Genomic DNA, 17,598 nt, shown 5'->3' with positions numbered 1-17,598 from the left:
AGAACAGATGTATAATTTATCCAACGCTAACGATCTCAGTGCGTTGATCGATGCTGCAGGTGACCGCCTGGTGGTAATGCTTGGAGAAGCTTCGCATGGAACGCACGAATACTACACCTGGCGTTCAGCCATTACAAAAAGATTGATTGAGGAATATGACTTTGATTTTATTGCAGTGGAAGGCGACTGGCCCGATTGCTATAAAATAAACCGTTACATAAAGGGATATAAAGATGCCGGTGATAATATCCGCGACGTATTGCAGGTGTTTGATCGCTGGCCAACCTGGATGTGGGCTAACTGGGAAGTAGCTGCACTGGCCGAATGGTTACGCGAGCACAACAGTCATAAAAGTATCGAAAAAAAGATCGGCTTTTATGGCCTCGACGTTTACAGCCTGTGGGATTCAATGGACACCATGTTGAAATACCTCGATAAAGAAGATCCTGCCGCATCCGCCGCCGTTAAAAAAGCCATCCATTGTTTTGAACCGTTCAGGGAACGCGAGCAATCCTATGCTTATTCATTAAGAGAGCATAATTGCCGCGATACGGTATTGTCGCTGTTGAAAGAAGTGCGCATGAAAGCGCAATACCTCAATGGCGACCGTGAAGCGGCGTTCAATACCGAACAGAACGCATTGATAGCGGTGAATGCCGAAAAGTATTACAGCAGCCTGATCGGGTTCGATAATGAAAGCTGGAACATCAGGGATACCCATATGATGGAAACGCTGGAGCGGTTAAGGTATTTTCACGGGTTGGATTCAAAAGGTATTGTGTGGGAACATAACACGCATATCGGCGACGCCAGGGCAACGGATATGTTGCATGCAGGTATGATCAATATAGGGGAACTGGGCAGAAAACAATATGGCGATGATGATGTATACCTGGTTGGTTTTGGCAGTTATGAAGGAACCGTGATAGCAGGCGAAGCATGGGGCGCGCCAATGGAAGAAATGGATGTGCCGCCGGCCAGAAAAGGAAGCATAGAGGAGGAACTGCACCGGCGGGGCAAAAATAACCGCTATATGCTTTTCGAAGAAGAGATCGAGGCGCTGTATGATGAAGAAATTGATCATCGAGCTATTGGCGTGGTGTATGACCCCGGCAGGGAAAAATATGGTAACTATGTGTCAACGATAATGAGCCAGCGGTACGATGCATTCATTTATCTCGATACAACAAAGGCCTTGCACCCCTTGCATTTACCAACTGGTAATACCATGCCTGATACATTTCCGTTTGGGGTGTAGCAGCGGCAAAACGCAAAACGCCGAACGCAAATACCCTAAACAGGTCTATTTTGCATTCAGCGTTTTTTTTGCGTTCTGCATTCTGCATTTTGCATTTAGCGTTTTGCGTTCAGCGTTTGGCGTTCATTTACGCTGCCTCCGCATTCAAAGCCGGAGCCGCAGGAAAATCAACAGGGATCTTAGTAGCGGCATACAGGTAATTGGTAATGGTTTTGTCACCGATCAATAAGATGGCGTCAACGAGGTGCTCGTTCGTATAACCGGCTTCAAAAAAGTTATTCAATAACTGCGTATCGGCTTTGCCGAAATTCTCAACAAAACTTTTTGCAAGGGCAGCCAGTGCATTGTATTTATGATCGAATGAAACGGCGCCTGATCTTATTTCCAGTATTTGCTGATCTGTAAATCCATTTAATTTAGCAATAGCGGTATGGGCTGCCAAACAGTAATCACATTCGTTTACCTGACTTGTTACCAGGTTCACCACTTCTTTTTCTTTTGAAGTAAGTGAAGAGGGAGCGCCTGACAGGGCGAGGTAAGCACCCAATCCGTTTTGTGAATAAGCCATGGTTGCAAACAGGTTGGGTACTTTACCCAGTTTCTTTTTCAGGGTATCGAAAATGGCCTGGTTATTTGCTGATACTTCTTCTCTGGTTGGAACTGTGAACGTTTTCATTTTATTTATTTTTTTTGATTTGCTTGTCGTTATTGACGATGTAAAATTGCAAATCAAATGGCTGCCTGAGAATAGACACATTTCCCGAAAACTTGTGATTTTTTCCCTAAACCCGGTTTTTTCCTTATTTCACCCTGCTTTTTATATTTAAATAAACAATAGCGCCGAGCATGATGGCCATACCCACCCATTGAATGCCGTGAATGGGTTCGTTCAGTAACAGCGAGGCGCATATAATGGCCACCGGCATTTCGGCTACCATCAGTACCGAGCTGATGGAAGCGCCTACGTTGGGTATGCCTTTGGCAAATAAAAGCGGGGGAATAATGGTGCCGAACAAAGCCAGCAGGCCCGTCCATTTAAAAAAGGAAAAGCTGAGCGGAATACCGTGGCTTAACTGGCAGCAGTTTACAAGAAAGATCGCGATTGCTGCACCCGTGACCATAATGGCGCTTCTTTTTATGGTTGGTATTTCTTTACCGGCCTTGCTATTGGCAACTATGTAAAATGCATAAAATAGCGCAGATGCAAGGGCTACCGAAATACCGGTAAGTGATAGGGATTTGATAGAACCCGGTCCGCCTGAAGCCATAACGGTAGCGCCCAATATACAGACGATCGCGATCAGCAGCATGGCGCCCGGCGCATTTTTCAGCAGGTACCAGTCGAGCAGCACGGTCATCCACGTAAATTGCATAAGTGCAATGATGGCAACGGATGCCGGTATGTATTGAACCGATAAATAATAAAGAAATGTTGTTAAACCTATCGTTGCACCTGTAAGTAATAACAAAAGAATGCTTTTTCCGGAAAGGGGCGATGGCTGTTCGTGGCCGCAACTTCTTTTTTCGTGTATTATCACCATTGCCCAAAGCACCAGTGCGCCCATAAGCGCCTGAACAAATGAAACCTGCGCTGCATTAAATCCTTCCTTGTATGAGAGTTTGGCTAATGTGGAGAGTATACCGTAGCTGCATGCCCCGGTAAACACCATGAGAATATATTTAGACATTGTCTATTCGTTGTTTTGAATGTTGTAAGAGAAATAAATGCAGGTGAGAACAGACAAAACAACTGAGGCCCTGTTACAAGCTGTAAATGGGAAACTTTATTGCAATAATTGCAAATGGAATAATTTAACCGACAGTTTTTTTGCCTGTTAAATTACGGGCGGGGGAAGAATTGAATAACATTTCAGGTCCATACGTGTAAATTGGTAAAGTAAAAATAAGGAAAAAAGCTTACCGTGTAAAAAGGGGTGTGCTATTTACCGTTCCGGTTACGGGAAGGCGAATAGCACACCCTTTCTTGCCTGGCCCCGGGGACCTTTCTTTCGATCTTATATCAATTACATGTTATTTGTATTAAGGATATGCAGGAGAAGGTTGCTGGTTGCCCACATCGAACATTTCTTCAATGGCCCGGGCTGAATCAAGGTGTTTTTTCAGCACCGGTATAGATTCTTGAATAAAGCTTCTCAATGCAGGGTCTTTACAATCTTTGGCTGCCTTTTCAAACTCGTTCAGATCTTTTTTGTGATCGTTAACCATCATTCGCATATACGTTCTGTCAAATTCCCCCTTTTCCTTTTTGTTCAGTCTTTCTATGTTATTCGCGGCCTCGTCGCTCAATGCCTGCGGTAATGTAATATTCTTGGCCGTTGCAATTCTTTTCAGTTCTTCATTCAGCTTCATATGATCAGCGATCATCATCGTTGCAAAATTTTTAACCCGTGCATTGACTGCATGTGTTTTTGCCAAACCGCCCAGCTGAACTTCCATCATACTGCCATTGGCGGCTTCAACGGCAAAGTCGGCATCAACTCTGTCTACAGCCATAGTGGGCCCGGCTTCATCATCACTCATTGCGGTATTACTGTCGCGGGGCAAATTATCTCTGTTTGCTTCTTTGGCAATGCTAACGCTGTCCTCGTCGTTCTGATTGTTTTTACATGCCATTGCGCCGGCAATAAGCAGTAAAAAAAATAAGTGTCTCATAGTTTTACTATTTAAAAATTATCAAAATAGCATTACGATCTTCCTTACATATACCTCAAATGACAGGCCATATGAATGGCGGAACGATGTTCCGCTGGCAGGTTAATTGATGCAGCTATTATAAAAATAGCATTGTATGAAAAAGAATGAAAGCATGCCATCAACAAGTCCTAAAGTGCAAAAAGACAGGCATATGAGACCGGAAAATAAAGACAATCTCGATAGTAGAAAGAACGAAGAACAGGACGTAAAGGGGGATGATGTTACGCATAATAAAAAGGATCACAGGAATGAAAAGCCCGGTCAGCATAAAAAGCATTGAGCCGTATAGGACGGCGGAAAATTCGCCCCGTATTGAGTAATCGTAGCAATTAATAAAAAGTTTATTTGTTAAGGCAGTTGTCCGGTATAAATCCAGATGACTGCCTGCTTTTATTATTTGAGTTGTTTGCTTTCAAATGTAAGCCTGTCGGTTTTGTACCAGTTGCATGGGACATGGTGGTGAACAAATGTCTCAACAAGTATTAACCCGGTTTTTAGGAGGATCCTGTTAGATGCAGTGTTGTTACAATCGGCAATAGCGTATACTTGATTAGCATATAGCTCGTTAAATGCGTAAGTGAGTGAAGCCGCTGCTGCTTCCGATGCATAACCTTTACCCCAATATTTTTTGGAAAGCCGGTAACCGAGATCGAGGTAGTTGATGTGGTTATTGGTTGGTTCAGTAATTAGTTTTAGTCCGGCCCAGCCAACGAATGTATTTGTATTTTTTTCAATGACCGCCCAGCGGCCGATACCATTGTCGATATATTGCTGCCGGATGAACTGAATGGCATTTGCCGCCTGTTCTTTTTGCTGCAGTGGTTGGCTGCCTAAATAAATATGAACATCCGGATCGGAGTCCATTTCAAAAAAACCGTCAACATCAGCAGGCACCAGTTCCCGCAGCCTTAATCTTTCTGTTTCGGCATACACTTTCATGGCGGCAAAGTTACCAGAATTCATTTGATCTGCCGGTTTTTATGACGCAAGCTTTTGCCCGGCCCGTGAATCGGTTGAAACGGCTACCCGGTAATTCAGCGCAGCTGTGGTGCCACAGGTAACATCAACGGTAACGCCGGTGATGCCCGCCGCCATATCAGACGAAAGGAACACCGCTACATTGGCTATATCGGCCATTGGGGGCATTCTTTTCAACATGGTATCGGCTTTCATTTTTGTAAGTATCACCTCCATTTCTTCGGGGGCCTGCGCCATCGCCTCTTTAAATACCCGGGAGTCGGGTGAACCGCCGGAGCGCATATTTACGACACGAACGCCATAAGCGCCTAGTTCTGAAGCCAGGTTTTGCGCCAGCGTTTCAATGGCAACACATGCCGGTGCAAACCCACCTGTATAGGGGTAGCCAATACCACCCGGTGTAGCCGTTAACGACAATATAACGCCGGAGCCCTGGTTCATCATCACTCTGCCGGCGGCAATTGCTGTTATAAACCGGGTTTGCATCATATGGGTAATGGGATCCAGAAAGTCTTTGGTTGACATAGTAGTCAATGGAATATTCTGAACCACATCAATACCGGTGGCATTGAACGATATATCTACCAGGCCTGCGCGCTGCACCATATCTTCCAGGTGACGCTGTACGGCATCTTCATCCATTGCGTCTACTAGCGTTACTTCAGCTTTGCCCCCTGCAGCACGGATCTCACCGGCGATTTTCTCCAGCGGCCCGGCATTGCGGCCCGTAAGGAAAAGAGTAGCGCCGGCGTTGGCAAGCGCTTTGGCAACGGCGCCGCCTAAGGAACCGCCCGCGCCATAGATGACGGCGTTTTTTTGTTGAAGCATGGTGGTAGGTTTTGACTGATTGTTGTAAACCTACAATATAACCGGCTAACCGGCAGGGCAGATCCCGACAATCGCAGGGTGATATTGCGACAAATTGTATTTTTGCAGGCTGGTAAAAGAAAGAATATGAACGGTCAATATAGAAAAGATATTTATCCTGGTCTGGAGGTGGCGATCATCCTAAAAAAAGATCAGCGGAACGGTAAACTCACTTTATGGGGTAGTAAAAGACCTGCTCACCTCTGCTGCCTATCACTCAAGAGGGATAAAAGTGCGGCTGGAAGACGGGCAGGTTGGCCGCGTGGCAGAAATAGATGTGGTTGATCCTGATGGCGAAGATTAACGGCCGGGGGTATTTGCAGCTTGAACCGTCTTTTCTGAATGTGATCTTATATCACTCAAAAAGCACTAAACAGACTGTAATAAATACCCTATTTTTCGCCCATTATTGTCAAACCCTCTATTATGAAAAAAAGTTATCCTGTACTCAAAACGGTAATGTCAGCCGCATTGCTGTTCATATTTGTTTTGCAGGCTTGTAAAAAAGATAAAGATAACGGCGCCGGCGATCCATTGGGTAATGACCCAACAAAACAAAAGCTGGAAGAATTTACTACCAATACGGTGCTCAATATGCGCCTGGCGCTGGATAATTACTTCGATGTTACCGGTGTAACAGGGCGCGAGATCTACCGGTTTTCACCCACGGAACAACGTTATACAACCGATCTGCTGGGCAGTGGTAGTGTTGAGTTAAGCAATAGCCGGTTTTATATTACCGGCCCCTGGCAGGCCCGGTATAAAGTGATAAAGGAATGCCTGCAATTGATAAGAGGAGCCGGCAGATCTACCACCATCACGGATGCAGAACGCAGGGGTTTTGCCGGTGTTGCAAAAACTATTATCGCTCATGAATTGCTGATGAACCTGAACCTGACGGGCGCCAATGGAATATACATCAACCTGGCTGGTGACAACCCTTCTTCGGGATCGGTAGTACCACAGGCGGCTGCACTCGATTCCATCGCCCGTTTGCTCGATGAAGGAAAAGCCGCGCTTACAGGTGCTGCCTTACCGCCATTGCCTTCGGGGTTCGATGAGTACAGCGATGCGCCGGGATTTATAAAATTCAACCGTGCGCTTGCTGCACGGGTGGCTGTTTACCGGGAACAATGGACGGCCGCATTGAGCGCATTGAACGAATCGTTTTTTGATTTGAATGGCAATTTTAATGCTGGTCCCAAACATGCGTTTGCCACCTTTCAGGGCGATATCCTGAACCCGCTCTTTATTAAGAGAAATGAAACCGGCAATGTACGGTTAGCCCATCCGTCTTTTGCATCGAATATTTCTGCCGGTGATAACAGGCTTGCCAAAGCACCGCTACGAACCAGTTCAAAAACCCAGGATGGATTGATTTCCGATCGCGACGTATGGATATATCCGGTGAATGTAACCAGCATACCTGTTATCCGCAATGAAGAGTTGATATTGATCTATGCAGAAGCTAAGATCCGGAACAACAGTTTGGTTGACGGTATTGTTGCCCTTAACAAGATCAGGACAAGCCACAACCTGACCACCTATGCCGGGGGCATCAGCCAGGCTGCGTTGATAAACGATCTGCTGTACCAGCGCCGTTACTCGCTGGCGTTCGAAGGGCATTACTGGGTTGATATGCGCCGGTATTCAAGGCTAAATTCATTGCCTGTTGACCGGCCGGGTGATGATGTATGGGAAAAAATGCCGATACCTGCCGCAAGGTAAATCGTTGCAGAGGCCGTCTCAAACCGATGGCGGCCTTTTCTTGTCAACAGGTTGTAGATTATGCCAGTAGTTCATTTACTGATTTATATAGTTCCGCTTTTGTGAACGGTTTTTTGAGGAATACATCGGCGCCATTTTCAATAGCAACGTCACTTGCGGCAGCGTCTACACCGGAGATCATAATAACTTTTGCAGCAGGATGTTGACTTTTAATATGGCCGATGAAGTCGATACCAAATCCGTCGGGTAAACGATTATCGAGCAATACCAGGGATGGTTTTTCCTGTTGCAGGAATTCTTCCGCTTTGGCCAGGCTTTGAACATGCTCCACTTCCATTCCTTTTCCATCGAGCAAAATGTTTATTAACAGGCAAAGATCGCCTTCATCTTCAATGATCAGGGCCTTTTTGGGGACAGCTTTTGCAGTTTTAGTTTTCATAAAAAAGAATGTGGTTTGTTTTGCTGACAATTAAAAAAGCGTGCCAGGCTGTAACAAGAACGGGGATCCTGCGTCAAATGGGTTGAGCTGAAAACTAAAACGGGCAACACCGCCTGAAAGAATTAGTAAAACTTAGCATATGAAGAAAATATTTATTGCTTTTATGTCGCTGGCTTTTTTGTGCGTTTCCTGTGCAGGTTTTGGGCAGAACCAGGCAGCGCAACTGGATACATTGATGCAGGCTTATACTTCACTGAATAAATTCAACGGTACCTTACTGGTAACAAAGAATGGAAAAGTGCTGCTCAATAAAGGCTATGGTTATCGCAATTTGGCCAACCGTGTATTACATGATAAGAACTCGGTCTTTCAGATAGGTTCGGTTACCAAACAATTTACTACCACTATTATTCTAAAATTACAGGCAGAAAAAAAACTAAGCGTTCAGGACCCCATCAGTAAATATTTTCCACAATACCCAAAGGGTGACAGCATCACTATTGAGAACCTGATGTTGCATACCTCGGGCATTTATAATTATACGAACGACAGAACGTTTATGCAGAATGAGGTAACGAAACCTGCCAATATGGAAAAAATGATGGCTATGTTCAAAGATAATCCGCTTGGTTTTACACCCGGTAAAGGCTGGTCATATTCAAACAGCGCTTATTTATTGCTGGGTTATATTATTGAGTCGGTAACAAAAAAACCTTATGAGCAGATTGTGCATGATTACATCTTTAAGCCGTTGAAAATGACACATAGTGGTTTCGATTTCACGCATCTTCAGGATAAATATAAATCAACCGGTTATTTTGCGGTAACCGAAAAAGATACTATTCCTTCGACGATCGTCGATTCTTCGGTTTCTTTTTCAGCCGGCGCTATCTATTCAACTACAGAAGACCTGTTGCGCTGGCACCAGGGACTGCTTAAGAACATTGTACTTACTAACGCGCAGCAGGAAAAAGCATATACACCTGTAAAAAACCATTACGGGTATGGCTGGAGTATCGACAGCGTTTATGGAAAAAGAGTGCTTTCACATGGCGGCGGTATTCACGGGTTTACCTCCAATTTTTCCCGTTTGCCTGCTGATGATGTATGCATTGTATTGTTGTCGAATGCCTCTTCAGGCGGTTTAAGTAAGATCACGAACGACATATATGCCATCCTGTACAACAAACCGTATGAAGTGCCGAGGGCCAGAAAAGCGATTGTACTGGCTGAGGACAAGCTAAAGCAATACATTGGCGAGTATACGATCAACGAACGATTGAACCTGGTAATCGAATTGAAAGGCAGTGAGCTGATCGCAACGCCAACCAATCAACGCCCGGCAGTATTGCATCCTGAAAAAGAGGACAATTTCTTTGTAAAAGAACCGGATATTCAGCTCAAGTTTACCAGGAACGATAAACAGGAGATAGATGGGTTTATTCTGTTTCAGAACGGTGCCGAAGTAAAATGCCCGAAGATCAAATAGCAATTCGCTGAAACCGCATACATACAAAGCCCCATAGTTGGGGCTTTTTTTATGTGATTATTCTCCCTCCCCTAAATGCCTTATAACCCGGCACGGATTGCCGGCAGCAAATACATCGGCCGGAATATCGCGGGTAACCACACTGCCGGCGCCGATCACACTGCGGTCGCCAATAGTTACACCCGGGCAAATCACCGCACTTCCGCCCACCCAAACATCTTCACCAATGGTAATTGGTTTGGCAAACTCGAGACCAGAAGCCCTCTCCCTGTGATCGACAGGATGTGTGGCCGTATAGATCTGTACATTGGGGCCGAACAAAGTGCGGCTGCCAATGGTAACAAACGTTACATCGAGTACCACACAATTGAAATTGAAAAATACTTTATCGCCCAGTTGTATATTATACCCGTAGTCGCAATAAAATGGCGGCTGCAGCCAAAGCCCTTTTCCTGCATTGGGAATAAGCTCCTGCAGTATGCGCGCGCGCTCCGCTGGCTGATCTTCCCCTGAATCGTTCAATTCTTTGATGAGCAGCCGGGCCTTGAGCCTTTCTTCGGAAAGTTGCGGGTCAAGGGCGTCATACAACTCACCGGCAAGCATTTTTTCTTTTTCTGTTCTCATGCATTTTCAGCCGTAAAAATCATGCCTGTATTACGGTTAACATTTATTTAAGTAATACAACGGTTTTTTTTCGACTAATTCAGGATATTGCCGCAATATCTTCTGCATAAAGCTGTTATTGCAGCAGCATTAAACACCATTTAATTATGAGTTCCCAAACCCCTGTTTATATTACAGCCGCCGGCGCTTATTTGCCCGGGGCGCCCGTTTCAAATGAAGAAGTAGAAGAATATCTCGGTTTCCTGTTTGGAAAACCTTCCCGCACCAGGCAGAAAATGCTCAAACAAAACGGAATTACCTCCCGCTATTACGCCATCGATAAAAACCAGCAAACCACGCATACCGTAAGCGGCATGACGGCCGCTGCCATTCATAGCTGTTTACAAAAAGCAGATAAAGCGAAAAATGAGATCCGGTTCTTATCCGCGGCTACTACGCAGGGCGATCTGCCGGTGCCCGGTTTTGCCAGTATGGTGCATGGCGATGCACAATTGGCCCAATGTGAAGTGGCCAGTCACCAGAGTGTATGCGCTGCCGGTATGATGGCTATAAAGAATGCATGGCTGCATATAAAAGCAGGCGAGGCCGTTAACGCCATTGCCTGTGCCGGTGAGTTGCCAAGCCGTATGTTTAAAGCAAAGCGGTTTGAACAACAGGCGCTGGTAAAGGAAAAAAATACCCTTGACCTTGAAACCGATTTTCTGCGCTGGATGTTGTCAGACGGAGCCGGCGCCCTGTTACTCGAGAACAAACCCTCGCGTAAACAGTTGAGTTTACAAATTGACTGGATAGACCTTCGCTCGAATGCCCATTTGTACGATGTGTGCATGTATGCCGGCACCAACAAGAACAATGGCCATTCAACCGGAAGCTGGATGAATTACAATTCATTCAGCGAGGCTGATAATGATTCTGCCATCAACCTGAAACAGGACCTTAAACTGGTTCAGCATATCGTTCCGCTGGGCGTGCAACATTTCTTTAACCTGATCGATGAAGGACGTATTGACCCTAACCAGCTTGATTGGTTGCTGTGTCACTATTCATCCGAATATTTCAAACCGCAGATCGTAGACCTGATGCAAAAAGGCGGCTGCACCATACCACCCGAAAAATGGTTCACGAATTTGCATACCAAGGGGAATGTGGGCGCTGCTTCCATATTTCTGATGCTGGAAGAGATGCTGTATTCGGGTAAACTCCGGGCCGGACAAAAACTTCTATGTATGGTGCCCGAGAGCGGCCGGTTTATCACTTCCTTTATGCAGTTGACGGTTGTTGCGCCTGAAGATGCTGCGCCTGCAGTTTCAATAAGTACAACCGATGCAATAGAAGCGCCGGTAATTCGCACGGCGGGGCAGCCTGTACAGGAATGGCTGGTGCGGCAGCTTACATCGGTATGGGTAGATTTTGAATCGGAATTGCGCCAGGTTCCCATTGTAAAAAAGATATACAATGGTTCGCTTACCCTCGAAGATTATAAATTATTACTCGTCAATCTGCGGCAGCAGGTAATTGACGGCTCACAATGGATAGCGCGGGCCGCTTCGAATATTACTATCGAATATTTCGATATCCGTTCCGCATTTATTACCCACTCACGCGATGAGCACCGCGATTACCAGATCCTCGAAAAAAATTATCTTGCCTGTGGCGGTACATATGAAGAATTACAAAGAGGCGAAAAGAATATTGGCAGCGAAGCGCTAAGCGCGTTTATGTTCCATAAGGCCAGTCAGCCCAATCCTTTCGATCTGTTGGGCGGCATGTTTATCATAGAAGGTTTGGGTAACAGGCTGGCCGGTAAATGGGGCCGCGCCATACAGGAGCAACTGCGGCTGCACGACGATCAGGTGTCGTTTTTTATCTATCACGAAACCAGCGACGCCAACGATAACCATTTTGAGCGTTTTGAAAAAGCGATACAGAGTGACCTGTTACAGGAAGCAATAGCTGCGCGCATTGTAAAGACAGCTAAAATAACCGCCCGGTTGTATAAAATGCAATTGCATGAGTTAGGCAATTATTGATAGTGAACAACCGTTATTCCAAAACAAATTTTTATGCTACATAAACGCGAATACTTTGAGAACCTGGAAAACAATCCCAGAGACCCCAGTCACTGGCACGCCCTGTTCCTCGATAAAAGCATTCCGTTCAGCCCGGATGCCAAAGCGGCTTTCCTATATGACTCGAGCCGGAAAACAAAACAATTCCTGTACCCTTTTGTAAGGGTGTTCGCACGGTTGGGAATTATGCTGTTACAGATCTTCAAAGCCCTGTTACCGAATGCGATCAATGCGCCGAAAATGCTGCATAGAAGCCTGTATGTGGGGATGAAATATTTTATAACCCCCGAAGCCAATTATCTCATCCTACGCCATTTTGTGCTTGGCTCGGAAGTGTTGCGGTTTATAAAAGATAATGTGAAGAATATTGAGGATATTCCCATGCATCCGTTAAAACCCATGGACCTGAACGCGGTAAAAGACAACCTCTTCCTGCAGCATGATCTCAATTTGTATAATTTCATCATCAACCTCAATAATGCGATGAAAAAAAGCGGGATAGCCATTCAGATGGTGGAAAATCCCGATTTCAGCGCTATTACCACAGACGACAGCTTTCCCTTTGCGCCTTTCCGTGATCGCTGGACCAATTGCCTCGATCTTTCAAACGCCATTGAAATATTCACCCCGGTGTACCAGTTCTTTTTAACCGATAATGATTTCTGGCGTGCCTCGAATTCATTACAGCTCGATGAAGTAATTGGCCTGTACGCAGCCACTATTTTGAATTGTCCGGAAAAGCTGGTAGCCCTGAACAATAAACATCCGATGATCCCGCTGCCTACCACTTCGGCTGCATTCAGGCTTACGTTGCATGGCTTGTCAACCGAAGTATTGCATGCCTTGCTGGTACAAAAGAAACTTGAAGCGCAAAGATCAAACTAATTTATACTGTAATGACCATCTCCTTGACTGAACTGTCGGGGAAATCATTGTGATCGACCGGTATCTGCCGGCAGCAGGCAATGGTATGCTTTTTTTGTTTTTTACCGCATCCCAAAAGCGAGCATATTTATCGGAACGCTGCTTTTAATGCAGTTACTTTAATGGAGTTGGAAAAAAGCATAAAGACTTCAGCGGCCTGAAGCCTTTACGGTCTATCATGCGGTCATATGCCTGCTTTTAGTTGGTAGCTTCTCTAAGCCGTCTTTCCAGTTTGGCAGAAGGAATGTAGATCTGGAAACCAACGGACAATAACAGGTTGCTGGAAGTTGCTCTTTCGCCAAATCCGACAATCCCATTGTATTTTATAAGCGCTTCCAAACCCACGTTAGGTGTGAGGAAGTAGGTCCAGCCTGGTCCAAAACCAAGGCCCAGTCCATTGGTGTTCTCACCGGAAGCAGGATTGGTGCCTTCGATGCCTGCGTTTGCTTCAACGAAGAAACGGGAATTGCGAACTACATTTATATCCTTGCTAAGATAATAGCGGCCCAGTAATCCCAGCCCATAGTCGATGCTTTCGCCGGCTCCCTTCGAAGTAACCAATCCGAACTTCAAATATCCGCCTACAGCAAGGTTATCGGTAAAGAAGTAGGCCAGTTTCGGATCGAGGAAAATGGAAAAGTTGCTTCCTTCATTTAATCCAAGATTGAAATCGGCAATATCGGCGCCCACCATTACATTTCCTGCCTGGATCTGCGATTTTGCCTCAATAATGACTGACTGCAAAACAATCATTAGCGTAAATAATTTTTTCATAACGTTTTAGTTAACCAATGCATAAAAATCGTACCTGTGAATAAGTAGTAGTTTAGCAATAGTGATGTGTTTCGTATATGGAATAAAATACCACGTAACCGGTATGGTGCGCAAGTTTTACCTCATGCCACGCTTAATGACGCAGCGCCAGCGATGTCTAACCAACGGCATTACAGGAAAAGAATGCAAGACAATCATATTCTTTAAAATTGCTTTGCATCAATATATTTGCGATCAAATTATCAATACCTGACCATGCGAACCATAATAACTACAGTGGCTGCCGTTTTTGCCGTAACAGTGTTTTCGGGTACCTCGTTTATTCCATCAACCCAAAGCGATAAGGCAGATACTCTCAGGAACAACCTGTACACGGTAGGCGTAGGCGCCGGGCTGATAGGCGGTTTATACGATGGCAATTATTCTTACAGGCTGTTAAAGCAACACGGGAATTTCGGGCTGGGCGCTCCTGACAAACTCGATGGTGAATTGGTAGTATTCCAGGGAAAGGTTTATCAAACCCAATACACGGGGAAAACATTTCAGGTAGATGATAAGCAACTGACGCCGTTTGCGATGGTCAGTTTTTTTCATCCGGAGAAAAAGCTCACTATTCACAACGTAAACAAGGAGTCGTTGTTTCATTTGCTCGACAGCGTTCTTACCAATGTGAACGGACTTTATTCCATTCATATCAATGGAAAATTCAGTTATATAAAAACCAGAGCTTTTCCGCCGGTAAAAGCGCATGATCATACGCCGCTGGCGGCGATGCTGCACCTGCAACGTTTTTTTGAGTTCAATAATGCTAATGGCGATCTCATTGGTTACCGGTTGCCTGCATACATGGATAATACCAATATCTCGGGGTATCATTTTCATTATTTGTCGGCCCAAAAAGATGCCGGCGGCCATATCATCGATCTGAAAGCAGATGAGATCACCATTGAAATTGACCAGCTCGATAGTTATACGGTACATGTGCCGCATAACGCCGATTTTGAACAGTTCGATTTTAAAAAGAACCGCGCAGAAGATATCAAAAGCGTAGAGCGGGGCCAGAAAGAGCGATAAGGATGTTTATAAATAACAAAACTCCGTACCGGCATCGTGCCGGTACGGAGTTTTCTTTTGTACGATCAATGACCTTTTAGTGTTTATCCTTTGCCACCTGTCCGTCTGCGGAGTATAAAACTTTCGTTTCCGGATTACCGTCCAGTTTTACCAGGTAGTAGGCAGAACCATCTTTGTCAACCCTGTATACATCATCAATAGTTCTGTCGGCATAGGTAGTCTTTACAGCTGTTGCTACTGCATTGGGAAGCTCAGATGTTCTGATCTTCATTCCTTTTGCCATCAATTTACCATCGGTGCCGTATTTGGCAAAATGGTCTAAACCGTTTACTTCAAATTCTACTTTGTATTTGCCGTCCTTCATTTTCCATTCAATATCCTTAGCATTGGGAAATTCAGTTTTAAAGCTTGTTTGAATGGCAGGCGGCAGGTCTTTTTCTTTTAAATTATCCTGAGCGTATGAGCCCAGCATACAACCCGCGGTTAGCAGGCAAACAAAAATCATCTTTTTCATACGCATATTTTTCAATCAGGTCACAAATAGTAAGCCAGTAAACTTAATAAAGTGATGATAATTTTGGACATATTGCGAATCAATTGTTTTTGATAAGTTTACAGAAGAAATGATCCGGTTATAATGGAGGTTTAGTTCAAAGCACCACCAGCCGGTATAAACATTGATGAATTATTTCCGCCCATAAAAAAATTACTCAATATGTACAAGTTAATTTGTTTAGCTATTTGTTTTGCAGTAACGGCCATTGCTTGTAATGACAGCGATCCTGCTGCAACCGACAGTTCAAATGCAGGGTCAGCGAACACAGGTGATACATTGGGATCGCCGGTGGAAACTGAAAAGCCTAATGCCGACTATAAGCCTGCCTTTGCAGGCCAGACCCGCATTGGCGGGGTAACCACGAAAGCTCCGTATGAAGCGGTTGTTTTGACGTCTGATCTTAAAAATCCATGGGGTATTACCGTTATGCCCGATGGCCGGTTCCTGATAACACAAAAAGGAGGCACCATGCGCATTGTAACTGCTGATGGCAAAGCTGGTAATCCAATTTCCGGCATCCCGGAAGTAAACAGCAAGGGGCAGGGCGGATTGCTGGGATTGACACTCGATCCTTCTTTCAGTAGTAATAGAATGGTGTATTGGGTGTTTTCAGAAAATACAAAGGGTGGCAACCTTACCAGCGTAGCAAAAGGTAAGCTTTCAACAGATGAACAGCGCATCGAAAATGCAACGGTTATATACCGCGCTACACCAGCCCATAACAGCAACCTGCATTATGGCGGCAGGATCCTGTTCGATAAAACCGGTAACCTGGTGGTAAGTACCGGCGAGCGCTCCGATATTGAAACAAGACCGCAGGCACAGTCGCTCAATTCAGGACTGGGCAAGATCATTCGCATAACCACGAACGGCCAGCCGGCAAGCGGAAATCCTTTTGCCGGTCAGAATAATGCAAGACCGGAGATCTATTCATATGGCCATCGCAACGTGCAGGGCCTGGCTTGGCATCCCGAAACCGGCGATCTTTGGGAAAATGAATTCGGGCCAAGAGGCGGCGATGAAGTGAACCTTATACGTGCCGGAAAGAACTATGGCTGGCCCACAATTACCTACGGTATCGAATACGCCGGCGGCAAAGTGGGTGAAGGTATAACCCAACAGGATGGCCTCGAGCAGCCCGTTTATTACTGGGACCCCGTAGTATCGCCAAGCGGTATGACATTTTACAGTGGCGACAGCATGACGGAGTGGAAGAATAACCTGTTCATTGCCGCATTGAACAAACCACATATTGTGCGCCTGGTTATAAAGGATAACAAAGTAACAGGGGAAGAGCGGTTACTGGAAAAGGAAAGCCAGCGGTTCAGGGATATCACTATGGGCATAGATGGAGCGTTGTATGCCGTAACAGATGCAGGGCGTATGTACAGGATCGGGAAGAAGAAATAAACTTTGCTCAAATATTTATAAATCACACACAGGAACTCCGTCCTAACGGGGCATCCGAACGGGCATCTGGCCAAAACTCCATAAATATTTCAGATGAAAAGTGTAACCATTTTCTGCGGCTCAAGTTTTGGATTTGATGAAATTTATAAAGATCAGGCAAATTTATTGGGACAGGTATTGGCGAAGAAAGGGATCAGGTTGGTGTATGGCGGCGCAAAAGTTGGATTGATGGGTGCGGTGGCAGATGGGGCCTTAAGTGAAGGCGGAGAAGTAATAGGCGTATTGCCCAAATTCCTGCAGGAAAAAGAACTGGCCCATGAAGGTTTGACGGAACTCATTCTGGTAGGCAGTATGCACGAACGCAAACTTAAAATGAACGATTTATGTGAAGGCGTAATTGCATTGCCGGGTGGGTTTGGAACAATGGAAGAATTATTTGAGATGTTGACGTGGGCGCAACTGGGGCTGCACGAAAAACCGGTGGCACTTTTAAATATAAACGGTTATTATGACTGTATCAACGTATTGACGAAAACCATGGTTGACAGTGGTTTTTTGAAAAACGTGAACAGGGATATGCTGCTGGTGAGCGATAACATCGAAAACCTGTTACATCAAATGGCAGTTTACAAAGCCCCTGAAGTAGGCAAATGGATAACAAAAAAGGGGTTGACCTGACATCTTAAACGTATT

The 17,598-nt window shown here is 45.2% G+C and carries 19 protein-coding genes and 1 pseudogene; 11 read left to right on the top strand and 9 right to left on the bottom strand.

Annotation, left to right across the window (positions count from 1 at the left end; genetic code table 11):
- Nucleotides 1–7: 7 nt before the first annotated feature.
- The gene (locus tag A4R26_RS25395) at nucleotides 8–1,258 is read left to right on the top strand and encodes an erythromycin esterase family protein (RefSeq protein WP_081169338.1); all 1,251 of its coding nucleotides are present in this window, start codon (nucleotides 8–10) and stop codon (nucleotides 1,256–1,258) included.
- A gap of 127 nt (nucleotides 1,259–1,385) precedes the next feature.
- On the opposite strand, the gene A4R26_RS25390 is transcribed toward A4R26_RS25395, so the two are convergent.
- From A4R26_RS25390 to A4R26_RS25380, 3 genes are all read right to left on the bottom strand, one after another.
- The gene (locus A4R26_RS25390; protein ID WP_081169337.1) at nucleotides 1,386–1,934 is read right to left on the bottom strand and encodes a carboxymuconolactone decarboxylase family protein; all 549 of its coding nucleotides are present in this window, start codon (nucleotides 1,932–1,934) and stop codon (nucleotides 1,386–1,388) included.
- 124 nt (nucleotides 1,935–2,058) lie between these two features.
- A complete protein-coding gene (locus tag A4R26_RS25385) occupies nucleotides 2,059–2,946 on the bottom strand; it encodes an EamA family transporter (RefSeq protein WP_081169336.1) in 888 nt (295 codons plus the stop codon).
- 352 nt (nucleotides 2,947–3,298) lie between these two features.
- Nucleotides 3,299–3,931 (bottom strand): DUF4142 domain-containing protein, encoded by a 633-nt coding sequence (locus tag A4R26_RS25380; protein ID WP_081169335.1) that lies wholly within the window; start codon nucleotides 3,929–3,931, stop codon nucleotides 3,299–3,301.
- Nucleotides 3,932–4,067: 136 nt separating this feature from the next.
- Between A4R26_RS25380 and A4R26_RS25375 the strand changes: the two genes are divergently transcribed.
- The gene (locus A4R26_RS25375) at nucleotides 4,068–4,253 is read left to right on the top strand and encodes a hypothetical protein (RefSeq protein ID WP_081169334.1); all 186 of its coding nucleotides are present in this window, start codon (nucleotides 4,068–4,070) and stop codon (nucleotides 4,251–4,253) included.
- A 113-nt stretch (nucleotides 4,254–4,366) separates the two neighbouring features.
- Here the strand turns inward: A4R26_RS25375 and A4R26_RS25370 are convergent, their stop codons facing one another.
- Both A4R26_RS25370 and A4R26_RS25365 read right to left on the bottom strand, forming a co-directional pair.
- Nucleotides 4,367–4,936, bottom strand: a complete 570-nt coding sequence (locus A4R26_RS25370; RefSeq protein WP_242675015.1) for a GNAT family N-acetyltransferase — start codon at nucleotides 4,934–4,936, stop codon at nucleotides 4,367–4,369.
- A gap of 15 nt (nucleotides 4,937–4,951) precedes the next feature.
- Entirely contained in the window at nucleotides 4,952–5,779 is an 828-nt protein-coding gene (locus tag A4R26_RS25365) for an SDR family NAD(P)-dependent oxidoreductase (protein ID WP_081169333.1), read from the bottom strand.
- A 126-nt stretch (nucleotides 5,780–5,905) separates the two neighbouring features.
- Here A4R26_RS25365 and A4R26_RS35980 point away from each other — a divergent pair.
- The 3 genes and pseudogenes from A4R26_RS35980 to A4R26_RS25355 form a co-directional block, all read left to right on the top strand.
- Nucleotides 5,906–5,953, top strand: a pseudogene (locus A4R26_RS35980) (YwbE family protein); the annotation flags it as partial.
- Nucleotides 5,954–5,969: 16 nt separating this feature from the next.
- Nucleotides 5,970–6,122: a DUF2196 domain-containing protein gene (locus tag A4R26_RS25360; protein WP_341350292.1), complete on the top strand. Its 153-nt coding sequence runs from the start codon at nucleotides 5,970–5,972 to the stop codon at nucleotides 6,120–6,122.
- Nucleotides 6,123–6,244: 122 nt separating this feature from the next.
- Nucleotides 6,245–7,546 carry a RagB/SusD family nutrient uptake outer membrane protein gene (locus A4R26_RS25355; protein ID WP_081169332.1) on the top strand — a complete coding sequence of 434 codons (1,302 nt, stop codon included), beginning with the start codon at nucleotides 6,245–6,247 and terminating at the stop codon, nucleotides 7,544–7,546.
- A 58-nt stretch (nucleotides 7,547–7,604) separates the two neighbouring features.
- Here A4R26_RS25355 and A4R26_RS25350 read toward each other — a convergent pair whose 3' ends face one another.
- Nucleotides 7,605–7,985 carry a response regulator gene (locus A4R26_RS25350; protein ID WP_081169331.1) on the bottom strand — a complete coding sequence of 127 codons (381 nt, stop codon included), beginning with the start codon at nucleotides 7,983–7,985 and terminating at the stop codon, nucleotides 7,605–7,607.
- 139 nt (nucleotides 7,986–8,124) lie between these two features.
- Between A4R26_RS25350 and A4R26_RS25345 the strand changes: the two genes are divergently transcribed.
- The gene (locus A4R26_RS25345) at nucleotides 8,125–9,474 is read left to right on the top strand and encodes a serine hydrolase domain-containing protein (protein ID WP_081169330.1); all 1,350 of its coding nucleotides are present in this window, start codon (nucleotides 8,125–8,127) and stop codon (nucleotides 9,472–9,474) included.
- Between the two features lie 57 nt (nucleotides 9,475–9,531).
- Here A4R26_RS25345 and A4R26_RS25340 read toward each other — a convergent pair whose 3' ends face one another.
- Nucleotides 9,532–10,098 carry a sugar O-acetyltransferase gene (locus tag A4R26_RS25340; RefSeq protein WP_081169329.1) on the bottom strand — a complete coding sequence of 189 codons (567 nt, stop codon included), beginning with the start codon at nucleotides 10,096–10,098 and terminating at the stop codon, nucleotides 9,532–9,534.
- Nucleotides 10,099–10,244: 146 nt separating this feature from the next.
- Here A4R26_RS25340 and A4R26_RS25335 point away from each other — a divergent pair, with 146 nt between their 5' ends.
- Together A4R26_RS25335 and A4R26_RS25330 are read left to right on the top strand one after the other, a co-directional pair.
- On the top strand, nucleotides 10,245–12,128 hold the full coding sequence (locus A4R26_RS25335) for a StlD/DarB family beta-ketosynthase (RefSeq protein WP_081169328.1): 1,884 nt from the start codon (nucleotides 10,245–10,247) through the stop codon (nucleotides 12,126–12,128).
- 33 nt (nucleotides 12,129–12,161) lie between these two features.
- Entirely contained in the window at nucleotides 12,162–13,052 is an 891-nt protein-coding gene (locus A4R26_RS25330) for a DUF6999 family protein (protein ID WP_081169327.1), read from the top strand.
- A 237-nt stretch (nucleotides 13,053–13,289) separates the two neighbouring features.
- Here A4R26_RS25330 and A4R26_RS25325 read toward each other — a convergent pair whose 3' ends face one another.
- A complete protein-coding gene (locus A4R26_RS25325; protein ID WP_081169326.1) occupies nucleotides 13,290–13,865 on the bottom strand; it encodes a putative outer membrane beta-barrel protein in 576 nt (191 codons plus the stop codon).
- A 255-nt stretch (nucleotides 13,866–14,120) separates the two neighbouring features.
- Between A4R26_RS25325 and A4R26_RS25320 the strand changes: the two genes are divergently transcribed.
- Nucleotides 14,121–14,939 carry an acetolactate decarboxylase gene (locus tag A4R26_RS25320; protein WP_081169325.1) on the top strand — a complete coding sequence of 273 codons (819 nt, stop codon included), beginning with the start codon at nucleotides 14,121–14,123 and terminating at the stop codon, nucleotides 14,937–14,939.
- A 76-nt stretch (nucleotides 14,940–15,015) separates the two neighbouring features.
- Here A4R26_RS25320 and A4R26_RS25315 read toward each other — a convergent pair whose 3' ends face one another.
- On the bottom strand, nucleotides 15,016–15,453 hold the full coding sequence (locus A4R26_RS25315) for a PepSY-like domain-containing protein (RefSeq protein WP_165760410.1): 438 nt from the start codon (nucleotides 15,451–15,453) through the stop codon (nucleotides 15,016–15,018).
- Nucleotides 15,454–15,654: 201 nt separating this feature from the next.
- On the opposite strand from A4R26_RS25315, the gene A4R26_RS25310 reads away from it, so the two are divergent.
- Both A4R26_RS25310 and A4R26_RS25305 read left to right on the top strand, forming a co-directional pair.
- Nucleotides 15,655–16,905, top strand: coding sequence for a PQQ-dependent sugar dehydrogenase (locus A4R26_RS25310; protein ID WP_081169323.1), 1,251 nt, complete (start codon nucleotides 15,655–15,657; stop codon nucleotides 16,903–16,905).
- 93 nt (nucleotides 16,906–16,998) lie between these two features.
- Nucleotides 16,999–17,583: an LOG family protein gene (locus A4R26_RS25305; RefSeq protein WP_081169322.1), complete on the top strand. Its 585-nt coding sequence runs from the start codon at nucleotides 16,999–17,001 to the stop codon at nucleotides 17,581–17,583.
- Nucleotides 17,584–17,598: the final 15 nt, after the last annotated feature.

The sequence above is a fragment of the Niastella populi genome (assembly GCF_002078015.1).
Taxonomy (GTDB): domain Bacteria; phylum Bacteroidota; class Bacteroidia; order Chitinophagales; family Chitinophagaceae; genus Niastella; species Niastella populi.
The sequence above is the reverse complement of the archived record's forward strand: the minus strand, read 5'-3'. Positions and strand labels throughout refer to the sequence as shown.